General features: G+C 37.2%; 39 protein-coding genes. 1 reads left to right on the forward strand and 38 read right to left on the reverse strand.

Translation table 11 applies throughout. From position 1 onward, the window contains the following. The 20 genes from OEV98_RS10930 to OEV98_RS11025 form a co-directional block, all read right to left on the reverse strand. Complete coding sequence (locus OEV98_RS10930; protein ID WP_263073310.1) at positions 1-2,823, reverse strand: phage tail tape measure protein; 2,823 nt, start codon at positions 2,821-2,823, stop codon at positions 1-3. A 3-nt stretch (positions 2,824-2,826) separates the two neighbouring features. After that, positions 2,827-3,126 (reverse strand): hypothetical protein, encoded by a 300-nt coding sequence (locus tag OEV98_RS10935; protein ID WP_263073311.1) that lies wholly within the window; start codon positions 3,124-3,126, stop codon positions 2,827-2,829. A gap of 29 nt (positions 3,127-3,155) precedes the next feature. Further along, positions 3,156-3,542: a hypothetical protein gene (locus tag OEV98_RS10940; RefSeq protein ID WP_263073312.1), complete on the reverse strand. Its 387-nt coding sequence runs from the start codon at positions 3,540-3,542 to the stop codon at positions 3,156-3,158. Between the two features lie 62 nt (positions 3,543-3,604). Next, positions 3,605-4,132, reverse strand: a complete 528-nt coding sequence (locus OEV98_RS10945) for a hypothetical protein (RefSeq protein WP_263073313.1) — start codon at positions 4,130-4,132, stop codon at positions 3,605-3,607. Between the two features lie 62 nt (positions 4,133-4,194). Next, positions 4,195-4,374: an XkdX family protein gene (locus OEV98_RS10950; RefSeq protein WP_263073314.1), complete on the reverse strand. Its 180-nt coding sequence runs from the start codon at positions 4,372-4,374 to the stop codon at positions 4,195-4,197. Beyond that, positions 4,374-4,595 (reverse strand): hypothetical protein, encoded by a 222-nt coding sequence (locus OEV98_RS10955; RefSeq protein WP_263073315.1) that lies wholly within the window; start codon positions 4,593-4,595, stop codon positions 4,374-4,376. The genes OEV98_RS10950 and OEV98_RS10955 overlap by 1 nt, the downstream gene beginning before the upstream one ends. A gap of 2 nt (positions 4,596-4,597) precedes the next feature. Continuing rightward, positions 4,598-7,663, reverse strand: a complete 3,066-nt coding sequence (locus OEV98_RS10960) for a hypothetical protein (protein ID WP_263073316.1) — start codon at positions 7,661-7,663, stop codon at positions 4,598-4,600. Positions 7,664-7,674: 11 nt separating this feature from the next. Next, the gene (locus OEV98_RS10965; protein ID WP_263073317.1) at positions 7,675-8,040 is read right to left on the reverse strand and encodes a hypothetical protein; all 366 of its coding nucleotides are present in this window, start codon (positions 8,038-8,040) and stop codon (positions 7,675-7,677) included. A gap of 61 nt (positions 8,041-8,101) precedes the next feature. Next, entirely contained in the window at positions 8,102-8,647 is a 546-nt protein-coding gene (locus OEV98_RS10970) for a hypothetical protein (RefSeq protein ID WP_263073318.1), read from the reverse strand. A 4-nt stretch (positions 8,648-8,651) separates the two neighbouring features. After that, positions 8,652-9,056: a minor capsid protein gene (locus OEV98_RS10975; protein WP_263073319.1), complete on the reverse strand. Its 405-nt coding sequence runs from the start codon at positions 9,054-9,056 to the stop codon at positions 8,652-8,654. 11 nt (positions 9,057-9,067) lie between these two features. Continuing rightward, a complete protein-coding gene (locus OEV98_RS10980; RefSeq protein WP_263073320.1) occupies positions 9,068-9,508 on the reverse strand; it encodes an HK97 gp10 family phage protein in 441 nt (146 codons plus the stop codon). Beyond that, positions 9,501-9,818 (reverse strand): hypothetical protein, encoded by a 318-nt coding sequence (locus tag OEV98_RS10985; protein ID WP_263073321.1) that lies wholly within the window; start codon positions 9,816-9,818, stop codon positions 9,501-9,503. Before OEV98_RS10985 ends, OEV98_RS10980 begins: the two co-directional genes overlap by 8 nt. After that, entirely contained in the window at positions 9,815-10,183 is a 369-nt protein-coding gene (locus tag OEV98_RS10990) for a hypothetical protein (RefSeq protein WP_263073322.1), read from the reverse strand. The genes OEV98_RS10985 and OEV98_RS10990 overlap by 4 nt, the downstream gene beginning before the upstream one ends. A 9-nt stretch (positions 10,184-10,192) precedes the next feature. Beyond that, entirely contained in the window at positions 10,193-10,351 is a 159-nt protein-coding gene (locus OEV98_RS10995; protein ID WP_263073323.1) for a DUF7210 family protein, read from the reverse strand. 51 nt (positions 10,352-10,402) lie between these two features. After that, positions 10,403-11,482 carry a major capsid protein gene (locus tag OEV98_RS11000; protein ID WP_263073324.1) on the reverse strand — a complete coding sequence of 360 codons (1,080 nt, stop codon included), beginning with the start codon at positions 11,480-11,482 and terminating at the stop codon, positions 10,403-10,405. 66 nt (positions 11,483-11,548) lie between these two features. Continuing rightward, entirely contained in the window at positions 11,549-11,920 is a 372-nt protein-coding gene (locus tag OEV98_RS11005; protein WP_263073325.1) for a head decoration protein, read from the reverse strand. A gap of 20 nt (positions 11,921-11,940) precedes the next feature. Further along, the gene (locus OEV98_RS11010) at positions 11,941-12,672 is read right to left on the reverse strand and encodes a scaffolding protein (protein ID WP_263073326.1); all 732 of its coding nucleotides are present in this window, start codon (positions 12,670-12,672) and stop codon (positions 11,941-11,943) included. Positions 12,673-12,961: 289 nt separating this feature from the next. Then, a complete protein-coding gene (locus tag OEV98_RS11015; protein ID WP_263073327.1) occupies positions 12,962-13,168 on the reverse strand; it encodes a hypothetical protein in 207 nt (68 codons plus the stop codon). Then, on the reverse strand, positions 13,168-14,550 hold the full coding sequence (locus tag OEV98_RS11020; RefSeq protein WP_263073328.1) for a phage minor capsid protein: 1,383 nt from the start codon (positions 14,548-14,550) through the stop codon (positions 13,168-13,170). Before OEV98_RS11020 ends, OEV98_RS11015 begins: the two co-directional genes overlap by 1 nt. Continuing rightward, positions 14,547-16,064 (reverse strand): phage portal protein, encoded by a 1,518-nt coding sequence (locus tag OEV98_RS11025; protein WP_263073329.1) that lies wholly within the window; start codon positions 16,062-16,064, stop codon positions 14,547-14,549. The genes OEV98_RS11020 and OEV98_RS11025 overlap by 4 nt, the downstream gene beginning before the upstream one ends. 96 nt (positions 16,065-16,160) lie before the next feature. Between OEV98_RS11025 and OEV98_RS11030 the strand changes: the two genes are divergently transcribed. Further along, complete coding sequence (locus OEV98_RS11030; RefSeq protein ID WP_263073330.1) at positions 16,161-16,325, forward strand: hypothetical protein; 165 nt, start codon at positions 16,161-16,163, stop codon at positions 16,323-16,325. Between the two features lie 49 nt (positions 16,326-16,374). On the opposite strand, the gene OEV98_RS11035 is transcribed toward OEV98_RS11030, so the two are convergent. From OEV98_RS11035 to OEV98_RS11120, 18 genes are all read right to left on the reverse strand, one after another. Beyond that, positions 16,375-16,662: an ImmA/IrrE family metallo-endopeptidase gene (locus OEV98_RS11035; protein ID WP_263073331.1), complete on the reverse strand. Its 288-nt coding sequence runs from the start codon at positions 16,660-16,662 to the stop codon at positions 16,375-16,377. A gap of 9 nt (positions 16,663-16,671) precedes the next feature. Further along, positions 16,672-16,998 carry a hypothetical protein gene (locus tag OEV98_RS11040; RefSeq protein ID WP_263073332.1) on the reverse strand — a complete coding sequence of 109 codons (327 nt, stop codon included), beginning with the start codon at positions 16,996-16,998 and terminating at the stop codon, positions 16,672-16,674. Between the two features lie 5 nt (positions 16,999-17,003). Continuing rightward, complete coding sequence (locus tag OEV98_RS11045) at positions 17,004-18,269, reverse strand: PBSX family phage terminase large subunit (RefSeq protein WP_263073334.1); 1,266 nt, start codon at positions 18,267-18,269, stop codon at positions 17,004-17,006. Beyond that, positions 18,266-19,015, reverse strand: a complete 750-nt coding sequence (terS, locus tag OEV98_RS11050; RefSeq protein ID WP_263073335.1) for a phage terminase small subunit — start codon at positions 19,013-19,015, stop codon at positions 18,266-18,268. Before terS ends, OEV98_RS11045 begins: the two co-directional genes overlap by 4 nt. 78 nt (positions 19,016-19,093) lie before the next feature. Further along, on the reverse strand, positions 19,094-19,411 hold the full coding sequence (locus OEV98_RS11055; protein WP_263073336.1) for a hypothetical protein: 318 nt from the start codon (positions 19,409-19,411) through the stop codon (positions 19,094-19,096). Between the two features lie 125 nt (positions 19,412-19,536). Continuing rightward, positions 19,537-20,022 carry a sigma-70 family RNA polymerase sigma factor gene (locus OEV98_RS11060; protein WP_263073337.1) on the reverse strand — a complete coding sequence of 162 codons (486 nt, stop codon included), beginning with the start codon at positions 20,020-20,022 and terminating at the stop codon, positions 19,537-19,539. 12 nt (positions 20,023-20,034) lie between these two features. Then, a complete protein-coding gene (locus OEV98_RS11065) occupies positions 20,035-20,307 on the reverse strand; it encodes a hypothetical protein (protein WP_263073338.1) in 273 nt (90 codons plus the stop codon). Between the two features lie 130 nt (positions 20,308-20,437). Further along, positions 20,438-20,584: a hypothetical protein gene (locus OEV98_RS11070; protein ID WP_263073339.1), complete on the reverse strand. Its 147-nt coding sequence runs from the start codon at positions 20,582-20,584 to the stop codon at positions 20,438-20,440. 53 nt (positions 20,585-20,637) lie between these two features. Then, on the reverse strand, positions 20,638-20,988 hold the full coding sequence (locus OEV98_RS11075) for a hypothetical protein (protein WP_263073340.1): 351 nt from the start codon (positions 20,986-20,988) through the stop codon (positions 20,638-20,640). Beyond that, positions 20,985-21,218, reverse strand: coding sequence for a hypothetical protein (locus OEV98_RS11080; RefSeq protein WP_263073342.1), 234 nt, complete (start codon positions 21,216-21,218; stop codon positions 20,985-20,987). The genes OEV98_RS11075 and OEV98_RS11080 overlap by 4 nt, the downstream gene beginning before the upstream one ends. Continuing rightward, the gene (locus OEV98_RS11085) at positions 21,219-21,395 is read right to left on the reverse strand and encodes a DUF3954 domain-containing protein (protein ID WP_263073343.1); all 177 of its coding nucleotides are present in this window, start codon (positions 21,393-21,395) and stop codon (positions 21,219-21,221) included. It lies immediately after the preceding gene. A gap of 65 nt (positions 21,396-21,460) precedes the next feature. Then, positions 21,461-21,775: a hypothetical protein gene (locus OEV98_RS11090; RefSeq protein ID WP_263073344.1), complete on the reverse strand. Its 315-nt coding sequence runs from the start codon at positions 21,773-21,775 to the stop codon at positions 21,461-21,463. 43 nt (positions 21,776-21,818) lie between these two features. After that, positions 21,819-22,394, reverse strand: coding sequence for a hypothetical protein (locus OEV98_RS11095; protein WP_263073345.1), 576 nt, complete (start codon positions 22,392-22,394; stop codon positions 21,819-21,821). A gap of 47 nt (positions 22,395-22,441) precedes the next feature. Continuing rightward, positions 22,442-22,693 (reverse strand): hypothetical protein, encoded by a 252-nt coding sequence (locus tag OEV98_RS11100; RefSeq protein WP_263073346.1) that lies wholly within the window; start codon positions 22,691-22,693, stop codon positions 22,442-22,444. A gap of 66 nt (positions 22,694-22,759) precedes the next feature. Further along, positions 22,760-22,996, reverse strand: a complete 237-nt coding sequence (locus OEV98_RS11105) for a hypothetical protein (protein ID WP_263073347.1) — start codon at positions 22,994-22,996, stop codon at positions 22,760-22,762. 164 nt (positions 22,997-23,160) lie between these two features. Further along, the gene (locus OEV98_RS11110) at positions 23,161-23,847 is read right to left on the reverse strand and encodes a hypothetical protein (RefSeq protein ID WP_263073348.1); all 687 of its coding nucleotides are present in this window, start codon (positions 23,845-23,847) and stop codon (positions 23,161-23,163) included. Positions 23,848-23,912: 65 nt separating this feature from the next. Then, positions 23,913-24,620: a hypothetical protein gene (locus OEV98_RS11115; RefSeq protein ID WP_263073349.1), complete on the reverse strand. Its 708-nt coding sequence runs from the start codon at positions 24,618-24,620 to the stop codon at positions 23,913-23,915. A gap of 20 nt (positions 24,621-24,640) precedes the next feature. Then, a complete protein-coding gene (locus tag OEV98_RS11120; protein WP_263073350.1) occupies positions 24,641-25,033 on the reverse strand; it encodes a replication terminator protein in 393 nt (130 codons plus the stop codon). Between the last annotated feature and the right edge of the window lie 8 nt (positions 25,034-25,041).

The following is a 25,041-nucleotide window of genomic DNA, read 5'->3' on the forward strand; positions in this document are numbered from 1 at the left end:
CTAGGCACCTCCATTAAAGCTATTCATTCGATTGGTGTTAAACCCTTGTTTTTCTGTTACATGAGGTTCAATGGCATAGGCTAAATCTCGAGCGTCAAACACCACAGTAGGATTTAAACCATCTGACAAAATTAAAGCGATATTTCTAAGGAGATCCACCACTATTTCGTCGTTTAGTGGTTGAGCATTGGAATGATTTACTTGCCCAGCATCTAACAATCTAAATAAATTTGCCTGCTGCGCTTCGGTCAAAATCATTTCTCTAGGCAACGCCCGTATGTCGATTTCGTTATGCATTGGAGCATTAGCGAACGCATCCACAACTTGCGAGGGAAAACCACCGGTATGAAGTTTTGGAATCTTTCTGTTTGTTACAACTCCTCCAGTGTGATATTTTGGTCTATTATTCGCATCCACATCTACCTGTCGTCTTTTATATTCGGTTGTCATTATGGTCTTGTAAGTAGTTTCGTTGATTCTAAATTCTTTGGTAATGGGTTTACCCATTTCTCGATTTAAATCTTCAATTTGACTCCTTACATCCTCTAATTTATCGATTTGCTCATCGATTTGATTTACACGTTCTTTGTATTGATCGGTGTTTTTCTTTTCAATCGGAGTTGTTTCTTCTAGTTTCTTTTTCTGCTCGTCTAATTTTTTAATCTGCTGATCAATCGCATACAGCTCATTGCCTTTTTCTGCGTTAATATCCACCTGTTTTAAATACAGTTGGGCTAATTGTTCCCGAATAACCTCATAACCACTTATTTCTTCGTTAATTGTGTCCAATTCTTTTTGAGCTTCCAGTACTTTTTTCCCTTGCTCACTTAACTCCTCTTTAGCTTTTTCAAGACCTTCCTCTTGTGTCCTTACTCTTCTTCTTGCAGCTTCATATTCTTCATCAGTGTACATACTTCTGTTTTCAAGGAGATAATTTAAATCCTCGTTAGCTTGCCTCAATTGGTCTTCCCAATAATGGATTTTTTCCTGGTACTCTACCAATTTCTCATTCTTTTTATTTATTTCTTCTAGCTTATCCTTACGTTCTTCAAGTTTTTGAGAATAATCATAAGCACCAGCAGTTCTTTCCAGTTCCAATTGTGCTTGGAGTTCTTTGCGTTGTTCCTCATTGTATTCTTTTAACGCCTCTGTCGTATCAAGAATTTTGTTTCCTTGATCCGTGATTACTCCCGTCGCTTCTGGAACCGTATCGATTAAATCTCCATTCAAATCTATCATGGTTTGTAGTTCATCGTTTGTTAAACCAGAATTCTCTTGTAATTTCGCGTATTCATCCTTCAACTCCTGAACTTTCGTTGGATCTGTAGATGAATTAATCGCTTCATTCAAGTCAACCATGCGAGCAAACTCATCATTCGTTAACTTAGACTTATTAGATAATTCATCAAACTGGGTAATTTTATTATCTAATGCTTCGGCTTCTTCGAACTTTTGGCTTAATTCTCCAATTCTCTCTTCTAAACTTTTAGTCGATGCTGCTCCAGCAGCCATCAAACCACCCAAAACAGATACACCCGCAATTAGCCAACCAGCAGGACCCATGGATACAAATAAGCCTTTTATTGAACCAGCTAATTTACCAATTGTCGTGATTGCTAATGCAATTGCTGCAGTGGTTCCACCAAAAGCTAGTCCAGCTTTTAATGTCGAAGAATCCATTTCCGATAAGGTATCGACTACACCTGTTCCCCAATGAATGACGTCAGATAACAATGGCAAAAATTCATTTCCTAACTTAATTCCTGCCGTTTCTAAAGCACCTGTAAATTCCTCGTATGCTCCAGCAACATTATCCATCATGACATCTGCAGCGGCTTTAGAAGCACCTTCCGAATTCTGTAAGGAGTCGGTAAACTCATCCAATTGATCTACACCTTGGTCCATCATTGCAATCATTGCCGATGATGCCTCGGTGCCAACAAGTGTTGCTATTGTTGCCAATTTATCTGCTTGAGTTTTATCTTTAGTAACTTTGGTTAAATCACCAATAATTTTAGACAAGGATTTAGCCTTACCATCTGAGTCTTTCATGGAAAAACCCAAGTCTTCCATTAATTCCGCTTGTTCTTTTGTTGGATTGTTTAAAGATAACAAGATTTGTCTCAATGATGTACCTGCTTGAGAACCTTCAAGACCTGCGTTCGTCATAATACCAATTGCTGCGGCAACCTCTTCCATACTGATCCCTAATGAGTTTGCGATAGGGGCAGTATATTTGAACGCATATCCCATATCATCTACACTTGCAGCAGACACATTGGCGGTCATCGCAAGCACATCGGCTACTCTGCTAGCATCAGACGCTTCTAATTGAAATGAATTTAATGCAGCTGCTACAATTCCTGCAGTAGTTGCTAAATCACTTCCAGAAGCTTCTGCGGCACTAATAACCCCTGGCATTGCAGCAATGATTTCGTTGACGTTAAAGCCCATTGCCGCCATGTCTTCCATACCAATTGCTACCTCTGAAGCTGATTTAGAAGTGGATGCTCCTAAATCTAGTGCTGCCTCTTCTAAACTTTTAAACTCTTCTTGTGTAGCGCCAGAAATAGCCTTTACACGACTCATTTGTTTCTCGAAGTCGATAGCTGTTTTTGCCGATATTCCGACAACACCTGCAATCGCTCCTCCTAAAACCATTGCAGCCGATTGAATTCTATCAAAATCACCTTTTATCGAATCTGCTAATGTCTTTGCTGAGAAACTAGTTTTCTCTAATTCGTTACGAGCATCATTCATTCCCTTTTTGAAATTCTCAGATTCCAACAAAAGTCTCGCTCGTAAGGATCCTAAATCTTCCATGCGTTACCCTCCCTTCCGGTTAACGCCCATATTCGTCAACATCCTTAATTCTTCAAATTTCTCACGGTTGAACTGGTTCTCTACTGCTTTGTTTTCATTCGGCATGATAGAAGCTACAAATTGTTTGTACTCATCATCCGGCATAAATCGTTGATTGGTTGCTAATCGAATCATAATTTGTTCAAATAATCTCGCTGCTTGCTCTTTGGTTTTCACCTTTAAGATGTCAGGTAAATCAACCATGTAATATTCGTTTTCAATTTCTTTTTGTGTGACTCCTAATACACGAGCTGCATGTTGCAAATAATCGTCCGTAGATATAGAAGAGCCTTCTACTTTTCCGTCTTTTGGACTTCCGGTAGAAGGCTCTTCACGTTTTTTACAATGCCTTTAAAGTTATTCTTTTTCACTGTTTTTACTAAGTAATCCACAAGTTCATCCAATCCCACATGATTATCGATATATTCTTCATCGATATCGCTTAATACGGCAACTACTTGCACTACTTCTTTCATAGCGAGCTCAGAAGCAGATACAATATAACTATAGAAATCTTCTTTTGGTGCGAGTAACACTTGTACGACCAAACCTGGTAAGCGATCGATGGTTGCGAATAACTTTTTCCAAAGAACTGGAGTTAATTTCTTTATCTCGACCTTTTTATCGCCTAAATACGCTATATTTTCGTTCGACATGGCATTTTTAAGTTTATCTAACATATTTTTTCCTCCATTAAAAAAAGCCCTTGATTTAGGACTCAACAAATATAAAAATAAGACTCTTATTTTGTGCTATGAAATTGATACTGTAACTCGCCATTTACTTTATTTAGAAAGTTAATTGCCCCATCGATTGTTTGTATAATACCCTTTCCTTCTATATACTTTTTATAATTCTTTATATTGTACTCCGTATCATGTTCATCTATCATTCTATCAACTTTAACCCATAATATTTCTGAAGTATAGTCTTCAGCATATATTTCACTATTCTTAATAAACTCTATGAGGTTTTTCGTTCGCATAGGTTTAATAAATGTCATATTATGCTTCAGTGAATTATAAGCATGCCTTAAACCTAGAACATATTGTCCACCAATTTCTATTTTTCTTCTTTTTTTATAAGAATTTCCCAAATTTCTGTTTTTTATATGCCATTCATCCATTGCAATAATCCAAAACAATATTTCACTCAAGGACGCGTTGATCGGCACGCTCCTTCCAGAGTTTACACTATTTTTTAATCTCTTTCTGGATTCTTTTAATCCATATTTAATGTAACTTAATCTCAATCTTTTTTTATCATCCACTAAAACCCCTCCTTTATCTACTAAATTCGACAAAAAGGAGGCTTATCCTTCTACGGTGTTACTTATTTATCCACTACATTCCCAACAGAAAATGGTACTGTATCAGGCACTTCATATTCCTCGCCTGTAATATCAAAATACTGGTCAGTGGTAATCTTACCGACGTAAACTGCGTCACCAACCATTTTCTTTGTCCAAAGACCTTTATCGTAATAACGTTTAATCGTACCGTACCAATCCATTACTCCATTCCTCCCATCATGACCAAATACATTAAATTCGCCTGGTCTTGTTCAAGCGTTTCAATTTTAAAATCTTTTATCATGGCATCATAAAGCAAAGTTGCGTTTTCCTCTTGGAGAGCTTTAAGAGGAGAGGCATCACGCTTTGCCTCAACCTCTTTCTCAAACTCCTCGCGGGTCTTACCTACTTCATTCAAAATATATTCTTCTAAAGCTTCCATTCCTATCCCTCCAGTGCTTTTAATCTTACAAGCATGTCGTAGATTTGTTTTGATAAAATGGTTTGTTCAGTTTTGGTGTCTGCCTGTTCTACTACCAAACTATCAATTACTGATTTTAATGACGAGTCATAGAATGCTTTTACTTCTGTTGCGTTGACAGTGAATGAGTCGCGGTCTAACACAAGATAGGTTACTGTGTATTCAGCTGTCGAATCAAATTTTGATTCTACTAATGTACCCTTTTCGGCACCGTTTGCGTTGGTAGGACCAAATGTCCAATTCGGTGTATCATCAACTTGTCCTTTAAACACTTTTAAGAATTTCATTAACCTATTTTTCAACATTGATTGGGCTAAGTTTTTCTCGTTGATAAAATAGTTACCACTATAAAGCACCGGTGTAACCTTCTCCCTTACAACTACCCCACTACCCACTTCCACTTGAGTTAAACCATTGACCGTCAAATCTCCTTCAACTTGTACTTCCTCAACTACTGGATTAGCTAAAACATATGATAGTTTATAAGGTACATAGTCTGTCGGCTTGGTAACAAGTGCTTGCTGCGCTGTAGCTGTTTGTCCGTTTCCAGTAACGGATTGCCATGTTTGACCGTCTACGTATTTCCAACCGTTAAAGTAACGTTGAATATCGCTTGTTGAAGGTGAGTAGCCTGATTCAGGGAAACCAGTCTCACTATCAAGAGCTGTAACATACAAATATCCATTCGAAGTTTGTAGATAAAATGAATCTACCGCATCAACATTTGGATTCATTATTAAACTTCTGCCTTTATAATCAATAACTCTTGACTTGCTATTGTTTGAGCTAGCAGAGGAATAGTTTGATACAGCAAATCGTTTGAATCCATTGTAATCTACATTTAGATACCATTCCAAAGTACCATCTAGTTCATTATTCTTTTCAATGTACTTTTGAACCTTCCACTTTCCATCTTCTTTAAATAGTACATCTTTGTATGCTCCAATTTGCCCCAGTTTTGTTGTAGCATACAGATATGATGGATTGTAAGGTACAAATGGTTTTGGTTGGTCACCTATTGTGAGCATAGGATTCCTTCCAATAAAAGACTGTCCGCTTATATTATTTTGAAACTTCATAAGCATCTCGTATGCGTTACTTGGTACTGTAAAGTAGGAACTGCTACCAATGACTAATAGATTATTACCACTAGAATCTTTAATTTCTATTCTAAATTGAGACCCTTCTGTGGTATCTCCCTTATCAAAATAGTAAGTCCTATTTTTTATCATTGGGAGTTTTAATAATGATACATTGTAAAGAGAAGTTGGATTTAACTCAATCTCATACGGGCTGATAAGTTTAGCGTTCCCATGTACCGACCATCTTGAATCGGTAAATGGAGGTATCAAGTTTTCCCCTTCGACCATTACATAAGGATTTTGTAGGTGCTGCATACCTTGAACAGATGGATAACGTTTGATTACTTCATTTTCATCCCATTCAACTAATATTTTGGTGTATTCATCATCTAGCACTTCATAGAGAGGTACTTTCGGATGGTAAAGGTCATCATTCGGTTTTAATTCAATTTCTAACTCTACATAATCGGTATATATTGTAGAAGGAGTCACACCATCAGATGGTTCAGCATAGGCTATAAAATGGACGAAGCCATTAGAATCAACACGAGATATTGATGAAATATTTAACCCCCTTGAGAGAGTATAAACTGATGAATTTGTATGTTGTATTAATCCATCCCATGAAGAATAGTCAAAGTTGTAAGCTGCTAAAGTAGCTTTAAATCCTCCAGCACTTCTGCCATACCCATCCCAAATACATGTTACCCTTGCTGTGTTTTCTTTTGCCCATTGGATCTTTTCGACCAATGTTACCTTTGGTATTTTTCCTATTTGTCTTTCTATTTCCTCAATAATATTAAATGAAAATACAGTTTGCGCAATATCACCTACACCAGTTCTCTGGACAGTTAAATATTGACTATCAGGACTGCTTATTTGTTTATATCCAGTCCCGTCTTGTTCGATTAAAGCCGTAGAAGAAGGTGTGGATAATTCTGTTGTCCCGCTTGGTGCATTTTTTGCCATATGTGGATTTTCTATTGTGCTTAATCTTTGTTTCCCTTCAAAATTCGCCACACGAATAATGGATGGACGGTAAAATTCACAAGTTGGTTTTAATTCGATTTGTAGTTCTACATAGTCTGTGTTAATGGCAGAAGGTGTAGTACCATCTGAAGGCTCAGCGTAAGCTAAGAAATTTATGAACCCGTCCGTGCTAATAAATAGTCTTAAATCACTGTTAACTATAGGATACCCTAAACGTGTTGTATTAGAATTTGTATGACTTGGCGTATAGTTATGCCAAGAATTGTTGTCCACTCTAAAAGACTTTAAATTTGCCTTGTTGCCATTAGGACTGGAACCAAATCCATACCAAGACAAAATTATCCTTTCCACATTATCTTGTACCCATTGAATTTTTTCAAGGGTCGTACTTTTCGGTACAGTACCTATTTTTCTTTCGATTTCTGCTATGATATTAAAAGAAATTAGTTGTTGTGCAATAGCCCCATTTACGTTTCCACTTGCTTCAATTGTAGTCCCATCAATTGATTGAATTGCACCATATCCATATTCAACCGCTGAAGTATCTGTGGGTGTAATCAAAGTTGTGGAAGAACCCCTATTTTTAAGTATATGAGGATTTTCAATAGTGCTACCTAGTACTTTTCCAATAAAATTAGCTACGGTATTTAAACTAGGTGGCTGGAACTTGGTAACCTCGCTATACAAAGTACCGTCAATGAATTTTACTTTATATCCTCTCTGCCCTAATACAAATTTCTTCGTTTGTTCTAATATGCTATTTCCTAAACTAACTAACGTCCTACCATAAATCTCTAAATCTAGCGGACCATTAACATCCGCATCAATCACCGACACGCCATGCTCTAATACCACGGATTTTTTATTTTGTTGCGTGGTAAGTATCTCGATTTTTTCCTTCAATGCCTTGTTATTATCAATTCGTATAATTTGGTTGCCATCGTTTGTGTAGCCCATAATTAAACTCCTTACACATACTGATTTACGACATATGACGTAGACCCAGTGATAGTCACAGTTTTACCAACCGTACCTAAGATACCTGTTTTAGAAAATGGTTTACCAGAAGGAACATAAATTTCTATTCCATTTACGGTGAATACCCCGTCATTTTCTTCATCACGGTTTAAAATTTCAATGTAATTAATATTTGCTTCGAATGTTAGTACACCCTCAACTGCATCAGATTCAGTTTTCGTTTCTTTTAAAAAATTTCCTTTATTGGGATCGGTTAACGGTCTATAGGTACCTGCATCTTCATCCCAATATTGAGGGATTAAATATCCCTCTTTATCGGTTAACATATATTGGTCACGATAAGAAATACCAGACATTTCTATCCCTCCTTAATTTTTCCACCAGGGGACAAATTGATATAAAGATATAAAATGCCCCTTACTCACTGGGAAAGATTACCGCCTCATCTCCTAGGAAGTACAATAGTCCTTCTGTATCGGGATAACCTGCAAATACAATATTGGCTACACGTTCATTGTCCGAGTTGTACGTCCAGCTAATTTCAGGTAATGGTGCACCTAAAGGAATCGTGATGTAGTCGTTAGGTGTAGTTCCTGGAGTAGTCGGTTTAACCACTACTTTTTTTGCATCTTTCAAAAGATCATATCCGGCCTTCGCATATACATTTAATCGTTTTTTTACATTTTCAGGATCCGTAGCATCCTCTTGATATTTGCTTCCAGGTGTAACAGTACTAAGTTTTTTCAAATCGCTTAATGCAAAAGGTACTGTTAATTGGCAAGTACCCCCCTTTAAAATAGCTTTAACTGGTGTATCACCAAATTGATCTACCGTGATATCTTGCTTTGTAAAATTAGCCGCGAATACAATACCGCCCTTTGTTATATCAAATACGGTTGGATTCTCTTCGCCAACCTCTACTATCGCAGGTCCAATTGGTACGTTGATAACATTTACTGTCATTTAACTATCTCCCTTCTTGTAACTTAAATCGAAAATTGGTGGAAAATACTGGTCTATCCAACGTATCTATTCCAATAGGAATTGGATTCGATTGCATAGCTTTGCTGTGGTAGATGTAGTTGTTGCCAATTACATAACCAATCTTTTTATCTAGCAATTTGATAAGACTTTTTGCTAGTTGCTCCGTCTTTTCCATTTGTGTAACATCGGATTTGTAATTCTTGCCCTTCACGATAATTTGGAATGTGGGATAATCAATTGGCAAATCATCATCCGATTCTCTTCCTCCAGTACCAAAAACAAAAAGAGCCGGCAATTGCGACTCTTCAACATCGGGCATAACGTTTGGATCTGGAAAAACCTTAAATCCATTTCCCTTCAAATATTCAATTAATTCTTTTCCTGTCATAAATACTCACCTCAAAAAGCGAGTGCTTTTCTCAATTCTGTAATGATTAATCGCTCGTTCAATGTAATGGCATTTTCTAAATACTTTTTGCCGGGTTCGTATCCTTTATAGTGTGGCTTACTCTCTGTTTTATTGCCAGGCGACATGTAAATAACTTTACCGTCTTTGGTCTTGCGAAAGCCTTCATGCTGAACAGTAGCATAATGGTCCACTTCAGGACTAGTTCCAAAATCGATATATCTCCTCTTTAGTTCTTTTTTTACGTCACTTACAACTAACGCTGCTTCTAAATCCCCTGAATCTAGGGGAGCTAACCGTTTCGCATCGGCAATGACTTTCAGTGCAAGTTTAATTAATACTTTATCAATCCGCTTTTCCATCTCTTTTTCAAGATTATCGAGCTTTTTCGAAAGGATTTCAATTCCCTCGATGGAAAATATCTCTTTAGCCATAGATAATTACCTTCTTTACATCGTCGGTACCGATATTCTTTTTTATTTCGATATGTTTGATGTCGTATCGAATTTCTTTGCCTAAAGCATTGGTGTACAAAAAGTAATCCTGTGTTTTAATGTCTTGTATTCCTTCAAGATGGATTTCAGCAATGGAGATAACATCCTCGCCTTTATCATTTTTGATGAGTTTTTGTTCTTCGACTACTTTTGCTTTTTTAGGTATTGAATTATAGTCAGTCACACGATTCCATTCATCCAAAATCGCTGATTTATGGATGATATCAGCAGGATAACCGAATATACTCATAACAAGATACCGCCTTCGAGAATGACCGGTGACTCAATTTCTTCTAGTTCATATAAAGGAACACCCAAAATTTCGCGCACCTCTGGAGCAACTTTGTCACGTTCGAGATAATCAATGCGGTCTTGCCCTTCACTGATAGCTTTAATTCCTTGTTTACCGTATTTAAGAACGGGATCCAATCCTTGAAGCTCCCAAATGACTTGGTAACTAATGATTTCGTTAGTCAATTCTGCATTTGGATACCAGCGTTTAAGATTTCGTTCTGCTTGCACTAGCGCTACTTCTTTACGACTAGCATCTTCCCATGACTTAGTATCGAGTACATTTCCCTGGATCCAAGCATTTATATCTTCTACTGTAGGCAACGCAATCACCTACTCCGTTACTTTTGGTTCTTCTGACTTACCAATTTCTTCTGCAGCATCTAAATCCACTAATCGGTTACCGTCTTCGTTCTTTATTTTTTTTAGTTCTTGCCCAGGTTTGTACCATTTTCCGTTATGCTTAACATGGCCTTTTACTTTTAAGTCCATTTTTATCACCCTTTCGATTATAAAAAGGCACCTATAAAGGCGCCCTTGATATTATAGTACACTAGCAGAAACTACAGAATCATTAAATCCAAACGAAGGGAATGCTAGGTTCACACCGATAGTTTCCACGCGAACTGGATGTTCATTTATTTTGCGGAAGACGAAAATACCGTTAGAATCTGTTTTTTCTGCTTGAATGTCACTCATCATTTCTTCGGTGGTTTCAGCCCATAAATAGTGACCTAATGGACCATCTGGAAGCATAATGAAACGATCTTGTGGAGCCATACGAATTGTACTAAATGACAATTTTCCATTCACTAATGCTTTATTTTCTATCCTTGCTTGTGTGTCATATTGCGCTATCTTCGGTAGACCAAGAGAAGCGAACACTTCATTCAATTGAGCTTGATTCAATTGAGGCGGTTGTGCGGATCCACTTGGATTACCAAAATACTGACGACGAATGTTTAAGTTTTGCAATAAGTAAGAAATGATTTGTCGAGAAGCTAAAGCTCTAGTTAATCCAATCCCTTTGTCAGCCATCTTTCCTGACCAAGTCTGTATATCGTCAATTGGATTAGAGTTAACAGTGTCACTCCATTTGTCAGTACCACTTAATACTGGTCTTTGGTCTTCTGTATAGCCAAAATCAACCGTGAATTGGACTCCACTTTCTGTATAAGCTACCTTACCAGTAGAAATAGCTTGTAGGGCAATCCACTCTTTTCTAGCTTTAATAGCGTCAATAGCGTATGTTGCATCATCAAATTGCGTACGACGTAATTCAGAAATCTCGGCAGCACGTAAACCACCATTTGAAGCTTGGAGCAATAAACGTACTAATTTTTCATCCATTGCACGTCCACGTTGGATTTTTGGGATACTGATCCGTTGACCAGACATCCCTTCGCGGCTACCGTATTCAACTTCTGTTCCTAATTCAGCAATTTGCGCCATTACTGGGAGACGGGAACCTTCGCGAACTACATCCACTGTTAATTCAGAAGTTTCGCGAGCAGGAAATAGTAATTCATGTAAAAACGTTTGCGGTGTTGCTAAATTACGGGAATAAACTAATAATTCTTCACCCGATAATGCTTGTTCTAATGATAAAAGTTCTACTGGCATTTAAATCATCCTTTCGAATTTTAAAGTAATTAAAAAAGCTACATCATCAACTGACATAGCTTTTATTTAAGCAAATATAATTTGTGGCATTTTGCCTTTGAGTGTATCATCTACTTCTACTGGAATACGCTCAGAAATAACCTTCGCAACTTCATATCCTGCTGCAACAACATCACCATCAGTAACATCATAAGTGTGTTTTAGGATAACTGTAGGGTTTTGGCTACCATCTGTGCCGTCTGGGTTATAAGGAGCATATTTCCCATTGGATAACTTACCCATCGGCATTCCTTTTTTTACGATTTTCTTTCCGTCAACTGCAGCAACTGTAGAAGCATCGATTGTTATTCCATTTGTAACCTCACGAATAACTTCATAGCTTGCTAGAATTTCATAATGATCTTGCATTTCAAATAATTGTACTGGCTGTAAACGCATGAATTATTCCTCCTTTAGATTTAAGCCCATGGGTTATAGGCTTGTGTTTGAGTAACTCCTCGGCTTTGAGCCATCTTTTTGATTTCTTCTAAGTTCTTTTGAGTACCTTGCCCACCGCCATTGTTTGGGATGGCTGCGCCAAATACTCCATTAGAACTTTGTTGTTTTAACAAGTGCGGCTTTTTCTTTGCCAACGCTTCGAGAGCTTCTTTCACTCCTGCGATATTACCTTTTTCATCCTCTTTTACTTCGGATAAATCAGCAAGAGCCAAAGCATCTTCCCAATCTGCAAACCCGAGTTCATTCGCCAACACTTTAACCTCGGATGTTACTAATCTTTTAAATGTTTTTTGACGCTCATCTTTCAGCTTTTCTTCTAGCAGCTTCTCAATATCGACTGGATCTTTATCTTTGTCTTGTTTTTTGTCCTTATCCTTGTCCTTATTGAGTGCTGCTTGCATTTCCTCTACCGATTCAAATCCCATCGATTTCGCTAATTCTTTTTGCGCCTTTTTCTCCGCCCGAGATAATCTATCTTGGACTATTTTGTTTACTTCGTCCTGGGAAAATTTCTTATCCTCTGGTGATGGGTCTTGTGGATCGCCACCTGCTGGCGGATCAGCTGGATCCGCAAAGAATTGCAAATTTAATCGGCGAGTAGGTTTAAATATTTTCTTATCCTCTTTTTTAACGGCAAAGAGTAGCCAAATAGAAATAATCAACAAACGAATTTTTAAAATCATTTTTTTCATGTCTTTCCTCCCGTTTTAGAGCCGTCGCTCTTATTTTTCCGTGATGTTCTTTAACGCCTACAGCACGTGAAAAGGCAATTTCATATTTATTTGAACCATACTTCTTCGTCCTTTTAGCAGGAAGTTGACCATTATGAGCTTCCAAACATTGCTTTCCTCAAGAGCATTCAACTACTTTACCGTCCCTGAATTGTTTAACAACACCAGTTACAGGCATATATCTCCGCTCCTTCGCAAATTTTTCAAGCAAAACAAAAAGCCACAACGTTTTTTCACAAACGTGTGACTTTTAAAATGGACGAATTTCTTTTATTTGTTCCTCTTCTAACTCCATTAATGTTCCTTTTTGAAATCCTGCAGATTCTTCGAAAAGTTCCACCAAATAGGATTCGTACTCTTCTTCGAGATATTGTTTAGGAATACATCTAATGGGGCGACCCTCTTTAAGTAATATTTCAACTTTTTTACCTTTCAACGAGTTTAATTTTTCAAGCATCAATATAGATCATCTTCTTTCGGATAGACATGGATTCCAGTACGAGAATAAACTATCATTGCCGATTTTGTAGGGATGTATTGCTGTATAGTGGAATCAAAATAAATTCCTACAACATAATCTGCTTTTATAGCTTCCTTTGGAGGTTGATTTGAACTGGTGACTATTATACGTCCAGTTCCATGATATTGTTTCACCAATTGATTTGCATCTACCTTAAGTATACTAGGTTTTAATTGCCTTTTCTCCAGTTTTTTTACATAATCTTGATACTCTGACGTCCCTTCAATATGCCTTTTTTGCTTATTTGGATTAACACGTAAAGGATATTTTCCTCCTAAAATATCTTCTTTTGCCTTAATGTACATCCCAACTTTTCTATAGTCGTTCTGTAAATCTTGAAAAGATTTAGTATTCCTGGCTTTTAAACTAGCAAAAATCTTTAAATCTGGAGTATCATTAGGCAACCTTTGTTTGTATCTTATCCATTGCTTGCGAGTCTCGTTTTGCTTTGATTTCTCTCGTTGGATTCGTTCGTACTCTCGAATGTTCTCTTCTGTTCGGTTATCAGTGAAAGGACGGTTAGATTCTTTTATCGCTTGCTGAATCTCTTCCTCGTCCATATAGTCCTCAACCCACGCTGAAACACTGTGAACACAATGGCTATGATATGGCGGCCTTACATCGAGTTTAGGGAATCGCTTATCTTTCCCGCTCAACGAATAGACACGACCTTGATACTGTGCGCACCTTTCACACGTAACGCCAACAAAATTGACATATACCAAGTCTAAGTCATTTTCAATCATTCGATTAATTGATCCCTCAACATGCGCTTTCCGTTGATGGTACTGAATGACGTTTGCCATATACTTATCAATTGGCCACCGTCTGCCAGCTGCGTCTACGATTCCAGTAATATCTTTTTCCGTTAGAAGTTTAGCAGCGTCTTGGACGGCTCTCTTCCTACTAATTCCTTGGAGAACATTTTCGTTAGCAGTCTTAACAACCTCACGAATCCGCCCTTTCACGTCCTCACTCATATTGTCTGTTGCTTCGAGAATGGAATAAAAAGCTTCGTTGATGATCGCTTGAATGGCATCTTGATGAACAATAGATTTGATAGGTTTGATGATTTCTCCATCGGAAAACCCTTGGTTCAATAAAGACTTTATCGCTTCTTCTGAACCATTTTTATAAGATTTTTTGATGATACTTGGCAGAAGTTTAGAGGATTTCTCCACAAGTTTGTTTAGAATCTCAACAACTTGCTGTAGTATCTCATTTTCTTCATTGGGATTGGTCATATTACGAATTCTGTTGATGATATTGTTAGAAGCCTTGGAGAACAGTGCCAAAAACTTCTTGATGAGCTCCATCATTCGTCATCATCGTCCTCATCATTGACATTTGCTTTTGGCGGTTGCGTATAAGTAGGATTCATACTATTTACAGCTTTTTCCTCCAAAATCTTATCAACCTCAGCTTGTATTGCATCCTCGCTCCAGTCTGGATGAAGATTCCGTACCGTTGTTTCAAGTGATTGTACACCACGTTCATACTTGGTGCTTTCTTCATCATCTTTCTCAGAATCAGCTTTTGGCAGCATATCCGCCCACTCAACCACCGGATCCTTAATTTCGAAATTGGTACCGCCAAGCGCATTTTCAAGAATGGTGCATTTTCGAATCGCTTCTTTTATGGCCGTATCAAATTTATCTTTGATAGCCTCGGCTTTAATAACTGATTGGATCCATAAATACAACAATGCGATTGCTGATTCGCCTTTGCCGTCCTTCACACCTGCAGCTTGAGGAGACGTTTTAGAAACAGACATCATGTATTCGATTAATCGCTTTACGTGCTCAAAAGATTGCTCTGTTTTTGCGTCCCAAACGATATACATTGGAACAGCACCGTTTTTTTCGTCGTAAGATACGACTTCGAGATCGGCATTTCGTACAAAACGGGATCCATAGTGTGAATGGTTCTTATTCGCCACGCTATCCCATAGTCCACTAGGAATTGCTAATTTCGGTTTGCCGTGCTTCTCAAAAACGATGGAGTCACGAGTAATCGTCCAGTTAATTTCCTCTTGAATCTTATCAACATTCCGTAATGCTGAACGCCCTCGAGGCACTAGCAATGTTTCATCATTCGGAACAAATCCACACATGAGTTCGTTTACACCGTCTAGTACTTGATCATCTGGAATAATCAATTTGTATTGGGCAGCATATTCACGGATTTCTAATTCTTCTTTTACGGTATCGCCATCAATTAAAAAAACAAGCTGCTTAATAAACAACTTGTCTCCTTCTATCCGTTGACGTTCAACACGCAAATATTCTTTTTTCTCACGCTTTTCTTTCCAAGTGATGTCTGCTCCTAAGCCATCTTCATGTTCTAAGTAGAGGTCGGCTGGCTTCCATTCAAACCACGTTCCTTTTGCATCGCGACGTATACGATAAGCAACACCACCATCCACTTGATGTTGTACCACGGCTGACCAGATATTTTGATTTATTTTGGATGTTTTAGAAACAGCCTCCACAAATTCGAGCAGCTGATTGTCATTTTCGGTATCTGCGGAAATATTACCTAGCGATCGATTGATTAAATCAGCTGGCAACTCTGCGATAACTGCAGAAAAATTGACTACGACATACCGAATATTTGACTCTAACGCTTTAACTTTCTGTTCAACTCTTGGTCTTGAATAATACGGAACCTTTCGCAACTCTTTTTTCGTTGCAATCGCGTCCTGATTGAGAGAGGTAATATCGAAAATATTTTCGTGATTTCCTTCGTACAATTCCCGGAAATATAGAATATTTTCCAGCTGATCATCAAAAGGAGGAGGCGGGAATTTCTGTTTTACATATTGGATGGTCATGTGTTCACCCCCATAAATAGTTTTTTTATTCTCAGTGAATCTCTTGTTCTAGTACTTTCGTATTATATTTATCAATGAAGAAAGGAGGTATGTCCAATGGCAGGTAATACAGGGAAAAACCATCGTGATGGTGCAGTTAAAGGTCGTAGCCAACTAAAAGGTCCAAACGGTAACTATATAAAAAGAAATACATCAAATGGTCAGTTCATGGATCAAAAAACTTCTGGTGGGAAGTTTAAAGGTGTTAGAACTGAAAAGTAAATAATGATTGTAAGTGCATTTATCTCATTTGATAAGTGCACTTTTAACTTTAAAAAGTTAACTTGTTATCTTTTAAAACCTGATGTAATACAATACCTAACCTATTAACTAGATCCTCATCATGTTCATCATAACCAGCCTGATCTAAGCAAGCATGAACTAATTCATGGACAAATATTTGCTCCTCTATATCTGGCCCCATCCCTTCTGCCAATTCGATTTTTCCTAAATTGCTATCACACTTCCCACGATAATTTCTGTCTTCACCTATTTTCACATAAGGCTTCTTAATTATTTGATATTCAATTCCAGCCACTTTCACTTTGCTCGGTATCAAATGATTCACCTACCTTTTATCTAACTTAAATAAAGCTTTATATTCTGCGTTCATTGCCTTAATTTTGTTTTTCAAATCATCCATTTCTTTGTAGATCTTATCAAGCTGTTTTTCATCAATTGTGCCAGGTATTTTATTTCTCAATCGTTTTTGCTTTTTCACTAATCGTTTGATTTCATCACTTTCTATATGGAACGAATACCGTTCCTTACAAAAGGGACACTCGAAATAGTGAAATACAACGGTACCTTTATCCCCGTCTTTAAAAAATTTCTTCCTTGTCTTGGTTACAACAAAAGTTTTATTGCATCGATCACATATAACGTTTTTTATCATGTTTATCACCAACCTCTTGGTCGCTCGCTAGACCAATTTAATTCTGGTTTTCTTAATGGTTCCGTTGAATAACGAAGAGCAGCCATTGCATCGTCAAACACTGTCACTGGCTCATCAAGATATAAACCTGTCTTTTTGTCTTTCTTCCAGGACCACTGTTGTATTTCCTTTATGGTATTTACACAATTCGGATGGATATAGATCATTCTTTGCTTTAAATAATCTATTTGCGCTTGCACGCTTCCTGGCTCTTTTTCTACGGCAACAGCACGATAACCGGCATTGTTCCACATTTGAATACGGTCAGGCTCAGCAGAATCACAGTACATGGTTAAATACTTGTCTAAGCCTCGTCTGTTCGCTATCTCAATTATTTCACTTGTATCTTTCTCATGCACGTAAATTTCGTCACAAACATAGAAATCTCCGTCTTTTACACCGACTTCCAAAATGGCATTCGCGTGATTAAATCCAAAGTCTTGTGCGTAATGTTTCGAATCAAACATATGGAATGACGTATCGAATTCCATAACCTTATAATTTTTAAGGATAACTCCTCCAATTTCGCCCCAGTTACCTAAACCATACACTTCATATCCTTCTGGATCCTGTTCCTTACGTAACATCATCCGACGGTGATATGCTTTATCAATAAACCTATTTTGTAAATAAGTCGAATGGTGCGTTAAGATATCCGGATTAACAATATCGAAGTATTTTCGTTTAATCCAATGCGTTGCTGACACTGGGTTAAATGTGAACGTAATTTGGTAATAAAGATTCGGATTGTCTAATTCCCCACGTAAACGGTCATCAAGGATATCAACGTCTGATTCTTGGAGCTCAGTTGCTTCTTCAATCCATATCCAAGTTAATTTCCCATGAGCGAAGGTAATGGATTTTAATTTCTCACGATCACGTGCATCATTCACTCCACGAAAAATAACCTCGTTACCAGTAACGCGGCTCCTTAATGTGAGGGGAGACTGTCGAATTTCCCAAAATTCTTCTGCTCTTGCACCGTATATTTTATTAATAGCTCCCGTTAATTCTGCGTAAGTACTGTTTCTATTCGTTTCGTTAACTTTACGTACACAAAGGAGATTGGCACCTTTATATCTTTCATCACTTAGCTTAATGATAAAATCCTGTGCAATATTTACGGATTTACCAGATCCAGCACTTCCTTTAAGCACACGGTACCGCTTTTGTGATTGGTTAATCTCTTTAAAATGGCGATTGAATTGAACTTTTACCGCTGTTACTGTCATTCTTCATCACCATAATCAACGATAATTTTGAGAGGACCTTTATCCTCGGTCTTGCTAAGTGTTTTAACTTCTGCTTTAGTCTTTTCGATATTTAAGCTCATTTGTTCAAGTTTCAATCTGCGCTCATCATTTTCGTGAGCTAGGTCATTAAACTGTTTAATTAAACTACGTAATTCTGACATAGCTCTTGATTGTGCATTCAAGAATGTCGCTTGTCGGTCCCATGCAAATTGGAATTCGTGTTCTTCTTCCCAGCTACTACCAGACTGGGACGAGCTTTGTTTTTCCTTTTTCAGTTCCTTAATCATTTCGTATTTATCAGTTACAAACATGATTTTTTGAGCACGAATGATCGCTGCATATTGAATCATGATTTGATCCCAAATTAAATCAGCAGGATTCTTTTCTTCTAACATGCCCATCAATTCTAAAGTTTCCGGTGGGATGTATTTTGAGAATAGTCCATGTGTTACTGCATTTTGATTTCCTTTAGGAGCTCCGCCTTCATTGCCAATTGCATTCTGATTTCCTTTAGGTGCGCCCCGTGTTCGTTTCGTAACGTTACTTTTCGAATTAGTAACGTTACTTTTTAATTTTTTATCCCACTGATCTTCATTTTTCCATTTTCGAATTTGGGAATCGGACAATTCTAATTCTCCAGCAATATCTTTTAATTTCTTCTTCCCATCGCTATTTTTCCATATTTCGAATGCTTCTTCTCGTTTTGGATTTCTAGGTCTAGCCACATCACATCACCGTCCACCTCCGCAGTATTTGTGTTGTTTTGGAGCAAAAGAAAAAGCATCCAGGAAGGATGCTTGTTTTTAAAACCCTAATTTTTTCTTCATGTATAAGGTTCCAGCTTCTTCTTTCATTTCTTCCCAACTTAAAAAACTAGTAACCTCTTTAACATATTTGTTTAATTCAATTTCATCCAAATTTTCAAAGTCCTCTTGGGTCTCTATTTTAAAAGGGCTTTTATTGAAGAACTCTTCGATGTCATTTAACTTAGTGTAAGTTCTCATAAAATCATCATTAAACAATTCAGGAAAACTTACTTCACCACTTGCCTCGTTAGCTTTTTTCTGTAAATCATTTAAAAACTTATCAAATTCATCCAAACCACTTATTTTTACTCCCATTAAATTCACCCCCTTTATCTACTCATTTCGACAAAGGGAGATAAAAAACCTTCGTAAAAAATTTCTTATAGAGTAATAAAATTACTCCTACTCAACAATACCAACTTCGTACGTCTTTTCGTACGTCATGACATTCTTTCTTTGACTTTCTTTCTAGCGCGTTCAATGTATTGCTGAACTGTTCGTTTCTTCAACCCTAATTCTTCTGCAATTTCAGCCATGCTCAATCCTTGTGCAGTATACAAAATATAACATTGTCTTTCCCTTAACGAAAATGAGGAAAAAATGTTTAACAATATTCTCTTTTGTGAATCTGATAAATACAACGGTTTTCGTTCTTCGTTCAATTGTTCCGAAATATCGGGTATCAAATCCATATTTTCTAAGTATTTGATTTGGTAGGTGCTTCTCTTATCTACACCTCTTCGCATACCTGGTTGCCTTCCAGTTTCCAACCACTCAATCACAAAATCCATATCTCCAATCATACTGTTAATTTGCTTCATATCCTCACGATTTTTTGGGTCCTCATAATTCAACCGGTTCTTTAGATTTTTTAATCCTCTTTTACCCTCTTGATATTCTAAAATCATTTCATCTGCCCAATTCATTATGAATCCCTCCTATCGTTGTTTAAATGCTCCGCCTTTTTTTCTCGAGTACGTTGGTCGATATAACCCCATGAGATACTTAATATCTGATTCTGATAAGCTCTCGAAATTGCCCTGTTTCTGCTCAAAATCTCGTTTCTTTTTCTTCTTGCTGTGCTCCTTAATCTCGCGGGCTTGTTGTTTCCATTCTTTTACTTGTTCTTTTATAGTTGGTGGTTTCTTAGGTGTTAATTCTGGATGCTGTTTCAACCATTCTCTTAATTGATCATTTAATGATTGATTCATATTCTCAGCTCCTTTGTGCAAATAAAAAAGGACACCACGCTCTAAAGCAGCTGTAAAGCTACTCTAAAGAATGATGTCCGTCGGTTCTTCCGTAAGGACTTTTTATTAAGTTTTAGATTCGGAATGTGTATTAATCACCCCTTAAAATCCCTCGAACTTTACCATCTTTACATTTGATTAAAGTTCCGCCAACTGCTTCAACATGTTCCTTCCAATTCTCATATCTATCCATTTCTTTTTGTGCTTTTTCTATTCCTCGTTTTCTTGGTTTTTTCATTTTTGCAACTCTCCTCTTACTTCATATTTGGTTCATTAATGAACAGTTTTTCGCTATCTTTTAAATGTAGCTTGAATTTCCAAACCCGCTAAATAACCTTTAGCTTGGGTTCTGCGCTTTTGATGAAATGGATTTGGTAACTCTCTTTGTAGATGTAAACTGTAATGATGTGGACATAAATCATGGTCCTTTGATATTTCGAATCCACAATCTTTACACATTGGTAAATCACAAGTTTCATATTGTTCTCCTCTGCGATTTACCTTGCTGAATGTTTTAAAATCCCTTACAAATATTAAATTATTGGTATATTCAGTGATGTAATCGCAGAACTGTGTTGCGGGATTCTTATTGCATACAGCACATAAACCTAGATTAAAATTGAGTTCTACTACCTCGGTCAATTCATCACTTCCCCATACTTCTCAAGAATCGTATTGAATTGCTTGACTGGAACAGCCACTGTATTATTATCAAGATCATTACTAACAATTGTAGCTGCTTCTTTAACCTCAAATTTCCCAGCTACGCCAGGGATTTTTGTATAACCAAATCTATTTTGATTCCAAAAATGAACTTCACCAGTACCTAATGTTTGTTCCAAATCTATTAGAATATATTTATCGTCTTCCATTTAAACTCTCACCCTTTCACTTCTTACCCAATCTAAAACATCACCATTTTTCCAAACGATTTTATCTTCACCATGCTGGATAGCTGGGACTTTTGTTACTTTTCCATCCTTTACGATATACAAAGAGTTTTCAGTCAAATCAATTTCAGCTGTCATTTTTTCTACGTCTGTTTTCATCAGGAACACTCCCATGCTATAATGGAATTGTCGGTATATTATGGCCGGGAGTGATCCTGGCTTTTTTATGAAATTTCTAACGCTCCATATTGCTCTATATAATCTTTCTCGAACATAAACACATACGGTTCATTTTTGTAAGGATATTTATTCTTACTCCGGTCTAAAATTGCTTGATAGCTATAATTACATTTTCGTCCAGCTTCCCTTGCAGAACGAAACTCGTCTATAATCTCCAACGTTTTCGAATCCACCATAACAACCGGCATACTTCCAGCTTTATATCCTGTCACTTTTCCAAGCTTTTTTCCTGTTAAACCAATCAATTCTTTATAAGTAGTAGGGGTAGATAAATTCGTTCTTGGATCATAGAGAAACACGATTGCAATAACTCCTTTCTTCTACACTTTTTTCAAAATGGCATTACTTTTTTAAAACTGATGTGTATAGTAGCTTGTACTCAATTTCAACAACAAATTCTGTATCACAAACATGGCAAGTTATTTCGTGTTCCTCAGATTCATACATGTCATCACTAGAACATTCCGAAGCACACGCTGGACAGATAATTTTATCTTCACGAAAACAATCCCATTCATTATGACCATTTTCTTTTGCTAATCGTAAAGCTTCTTGTTTACGTTCCTCATGCTCTTTTGTACGACAAGGTTTGCATTGAAAACCGTCTGGATGTCCCCAAGGAATATCAGTAAGGTCTTTCCTATGAGTTCCACAAGTAATGCAACGATCATGTTCTTCGCATACGATATAAGACCACTTTTCGCCATTTTCTAAGCACTTACTACATCCGCACACCCAATACCAACCATCTTCAAAGCGTTCTGCATATAAGCCACGTTGTGGTGGAGCTAGTTCAACTTTTGGTAATCCGGTATTGTAAAAATCATCATTCCAAATATTTGTGTGTCCAGATCGTGTTCTCTTTGTCCACTCCTTTGGTATTTCAGGAATGAATATTTTCATATCTTTCAATGTCATATTTATTTTCCTCCCTTACTTTGCAGTTGGTTCGTATTGCGTAATAATCATCTCAAAGATTCGACAAAGCTTTTTGAGTAGCCACATATATCAATCAAAGCTTTTTCGGCTTCCTCTCTTGTATCAAATTGTGCTAACAAACGTTCACAACTAATCATTTTGTCGCCCCTATGATGCCTTGGGGACTTAATAGGACAAACATTGAACTTACCATCAACAGTTTCATATACCTTTGCCAGATGACCTGATTCTAAAAATGAATATTTCTTCAAGTTTTCGATTTCCCTTTTAGTTAGCATTAATATCCTCCTTTTAATTTAAGGCATTGCTAAATCAAAATCCTTTTTTTACTTCGCAATATCTTTCTACTTCGCAAACTTATCTAAAAAATACAACCGTACTTTATCCGCCGTTTTTTCGCCTATACCAGGAACCTTCTCCAATTTCTCTAGCACCTTCGCCAGCTGCTTAACATCCGCCTCTCGTTGAGCACTTGCTCCCTCGTCGTATCCTTTTTTATAAACTGTCTCACCAAATTCAAACGGATCGATATTGTTTTTCCGATTCATTTGACGCTTTAGTTTTCTTAACGAGGATCCCATCAAAATTCACTTCCCCACTTTTGCGATTTTATCTCCGCCTAATCTTTTACATTCGAAGCCATGTCGTGATGAACATTTTCGGTATAGAGGACAGCGTGAAAAACACGCCATCTCTCTATCTTCTTTTTGCATCCAAGCAGGACGATCATCAACAATCACGACATTCATGCACTGTTCACATCCCTCGACAGTTTGAGAAAGGCAAACTCTCTAAGTGGTTTTACTTCGGTTTTCAGTGCGCTTACTTCTTCGTTTAAACGAAGAATTTCTTTTCTGGCATTGCTTAACTGATTTTCTAAAAATACCGTTTCATTTATTGCGTGTTCTTTATCAATAAGAGCAGCATTAAAGTTTTCTTCCATCAGGTCAAATCGCTCTTGCCAACCAGCCAGCTGCTTATGTGCATCTATAACTTCTCGTTTGAGGTTATTTACTTCCGGTTCTAATGCAGCAACCTTTTCCTCTGCCTCTTTGGCTTCATACACTAGCTTTTCATGACTTGCAGATAACTCTTCAAATCTTTGCTTATAATCAATATTTAAATATCTCGTTTCGTACTTTGTATTTGATGTATCAATTTCGATTGTTTTGGGCTCATTTTCGCTTGTTAATGCTTTTTTAATATTAGTAGTCTCGTTGGATACATTTTTCTCAAAATGGGCGATTTTTGCTTTTGATTTATCCACTTGCTCACGCTCCTTCAATATTTCATCCACTGGTTTGCCGTTACGTAGCTGCTCTAATTCATCTGATGTGAGTTTCGTTGTTTTCACCGACGGATCCCAACTATCTTTGTAAGGTTTTTTCCCGAACCGTGGTGGACCACTACGGTATTTTGATACGTTTTCCAATTCGAACACCCCAAAAATTGATTTAATCAGGGGCGAAGCACGCCCCTCACTCAATTAAGCAATTATTAAGCTATTACGATTACTTTTCCTTCTACTATTTCTTGCTCTAATGCAGCGTTTAGGTAATCCTTGATGTTTCTCATTGCCTGCAATTTCCAAGCTCCTCCATCTGCTTCGAATAATGCAGCTCGCGGTCCGTTTTGCATCCGGAAAATAAAGTCACTCTCAGGTTGATCTACTTCGACAAATGTTCTATATGGTTTTAAAATAACTGGGTTAGGTACCTGGACTGTAGCGACAGTGGCAACCCCTACTTTTGCTTGGACAGCTTGCGATACGCCATCATCACCGACTGTTTTTACGTTTTCTTCTCTGATATTTCCGACTACTTTTAACATAATGTCACGATCTTCATTTTTAACAAATGCGGATTGGAGTTTGATATTAAAGTCTTCCGCATCGTAGAATCTATCGAAAGAGAATGACGGTAACAATGCCGTTGCTCGAATATACTCATTTCGATTTTTATTTAAATTTAAGGTACTAAATGCAACTACTTCGGTAGGTGAGCTAACATGGACCATTAACTGACTTTCTGTATCAAATTCAGATGTAAGATATTCAACCAAACCGGATAAACTTCTCACTTCAATTGGATTCGTTGTTGGTTCTTTCAATAAATGCAACGGCTGAGTTGAATAGCTTTGACCATTTTCATAGTGAACTTCTAAATTTCCTAATCCAACAATGTACTGTAACGCTTCTTTTATCATTTTTTTATCCCCCAATTAAATTAGTTGTTTTTAAAATTAATAATCTTGTTTTCAACTGCTACCTGATTTCCTGTATCGTCTAAAATTTCTCCCGTATCCACGTCTATGAACGTTTGGCCTTTAATACCTGATTTTAATTCTGCTCCTGTAACCTTTCCTCGTGAGTCTAAATCCATAATAAGTTTGGCTTGAATATCTTTAGCTGGAGCCAATTTTGATTTTGCAACAACGCTTGTAAGAACAACGTCTCTCTTATCATCTGCAGCTAAATTAATAGTGATGGTGAGCGTTCTCTTTTTCTTTGGATCTGTATTAGGATCCGCGATGTTTTCTAAAATCTTTTGAAGCTCAACATTGGCTCTTTCAGCCAGTGCACCTTCTGCGAATGTGTTTAAATCAATAATTTTATTCACTTTTAGTT

The sequence above is a fragment of the Perspicuibacillus lycopersici genome (assembly GCF_025660475.1).
GTDB lineage: Bacteria > Bacillota > Bacilli > Bacillales > Caldibacillaceae > Perspicuibacillus > Perspicuibacillus lycopersici.

Excerpts from the sequence above, each read along its gene's own strand:
- OEV98_RS11030 (WP_263073330.1), top strand. The coding sequence starts at position 16,161 with ATGGCAGGTAATACAGGGAAAAACCATCGTGATGGTGCAGTTAAAGGT.
- OEV98_RS10960 (WP_263073316.1), bottom strand. The coding sequence starts at position 7,663 with ATGGGCTACACAAACGATGGCAACCAAATTATACGAATTGATAATAAC.
- OEV98_RS10965 (WP_263073317.1), bottom strand. The coding sequence starts at position 8,040 with ATGTCTGGTATTTCTTATCGTGACCAATATATGTTAACCGATAAAGAG.
- OEV98_RS11020 (WP_263073328.1), bottom strand. The coding sequence starts at position 14,550 with ATGATGGAGCTCATCAAGAAGTTTTTGGCACTGTTCTCCAAGGCTTCT.
- OEV98_RS10970 (WP_263073318.1), bottom strand. The coding sequence starts at position 8,647 with ATGACAGTAAATGTTATCAACGTACCAATTGGACCTGCGATAGTAGAG.
- OEV98_RS11015 (WP_263073327.1), bottom strand. The coding sequence starts at position 13,168 with ATGCTTGAAAAATTAAACTCGTTGAAAGGTAAAAAAGTTGAAATATTA.
- OEV98_RS11000 (WP_263073324.1), bottom strand. The coding sequence starts at position 11,482 with ATGCCAGTAGAACTTTTATCATTAGAACAAGCATTATCGGGTGAAGAA.
- OEV98_RS10980 (WP_263073320.1), bottom strand. The coding sequence starts at position 9,508 with ATGGCTAAAGAGATATTTTCCATCGAGGGAATTGAAATCCTTTCGAAA.
- OEV98_RS10955 (WP_263073315.1), bottom strand. The coding sequence starts at position 4,595 with ATGGAAGCTTTAGAAGAATATATTTTGAATGAAGTAGGTAAGACCCGC.
- OEV98_RS11070 (WP_263073339.1), bottom strand. The coding sequence starts at position 20,584 with ATGAAAAAACCAAGAAAACGAGGAATAGAAAAAGCACAAAAAGAAATG.
- OEV98_RS10940 (WP_263073312.1), bottom strand. The coding sequence starts at position 3,542 with ATGTTAGATAAACTTAAAAATGCCATGTCGAACGAAAATATAGCGTAT.
- OEV98_RS11115 (WP_263073349.1), bottom strand. The coding sequence starts at position 24,620 with ATGATAAAAGAAGCGTTACAGTACATTGTTGGATTAGGAAATTTAGAA.
- OEV98_RS10995 (WP_263073323.1), bottom strand. The coding sequence starts at position 10,351 with ATGGACTTAAAAGTAAAAGGCCATGTTAAGCATAACGGAAAATGGTAC.
- OEV98_RS10975 (WP_263073319.1), bottom strand. The coding sequence starts at position 9,056 with ATGACAGGAAAAGAATTAATTGAATATTTGAAGGGAAATGGATTTAAG.
- OEV98_RS11055 (WP_263073336.1), bottom strand. The coding sequence starts at position 19,411 with ATGGGAGTAAAAATAAGTGGTTTGGATGAATTTGATAAGTTTTTAAAT.
- OEV98_RS11100 (WP_263073346.1), bottom strand. The coding sequence starts at position 22,693 with ATGCTAACTAAAAGGGAAATCGAAAACTTGAAGAAATATTCATTTTTA.
- OEV98_RS10930 (WP_263073310.1), bottom strand. The coding sequence starts at position 2,823 with ATGGAAGATTTAGGATCCTTACGAGCGAGACTTTTGTTGGAATCTGAG.
- OEV98_RS11005 (WP_263073325.1), bottom strand. The coding sequence starts at position 11,920 with ATGCGTTTACAGCCAGTACAATTATTTGAAATGCAAGATCATTATGAA.
- OEV98_RS10950 (WP_263073314.1), bottom strand. The coding sequence starts at position 4,374 with ATGGATTGGTACGGTACGATTAAACGTTATTACGATAAAGGTCTTTGG.
- OEV98_RS11105 (WP_263073347.1), bottom strand. The coding sequence starts at position 22,996 with ATGGGATCCTCGTTAAGAAAACTAAAGCGTCAAATGAATCGGAAAAAC.
- OEV98_RS11065 (WP_263073338.1), bottom strand. The coding sequence starts at position 20,307 with ATGAATCAATCATTAAATGATCAATTAAGAGAATGGTTGAAACAGCAT.
- OEV98_RS10985 (WP_263073321.1), bottom strand. The coding sequence starts at position 9,818 with ATGAGTATATTCGGTTATCCTGCTGATATCATCCATAAATCAGCGATT.
- OEV98_RS11095 (WP_263073345.1), bottom strand. The coding sequence starts at position 22,394 with ATGACATTGAAAGATATGAAAATATTCATTCCTGAAATACCAAAGGAG.
- OEV98_RS11085 (WP_263073343.1), bottom strand. The coding sequence starts at position 21,395 with ATGAAAACAGACGTAGAAAAAATGACAGCTGAAATTGATTTGACTGAA.
- OEV98_RS11045 (WP_263073334.1), bottom strand. The coding sequence starts at position 18,269 with ATGACAGTAACAGCGGTAAAAGTTCAATTCAATCGCCATTTTAAAGAG.
- OEV98_RS11060 (WP_263073337.1), bottom strand. The coding sequence starts at position 20,022 with ATGAATTGGGCAGATGAAATGATTTTAGAATATCAAGAGGGTAAAAGA.
- OEV98_RS11080 (WP_263073342.1), bottom strand. The coding sequence starts at position 21,218 with ATGGAAGACGATAAATATATTCTAATAGATTTGGAACAAACATTAGGT.
- OEV98_RS11025 (WP_263073329.1), bottom strand. The coding sequence starts at position 16,064 with ATGACCATCCAATATGTAAAACAGAAATTCCCGCCTCCTCCTTTTGAT.
- OEV98_RS11010 (WP_263073326.1), bottom strand. The coding sequence starts at position 12,672 with ATGAAAAAAATGATTTTAAAAATTCGTTTGTTGATTATTTCTATTTGG.
- OEV98_RS11040 (WP_263073332.1), bottom strand. The coding sequence starts at position 16,998 with ATGATAAAAAACGTTATATGTGATCGATGCAATAAAACTTTTGTTGTA.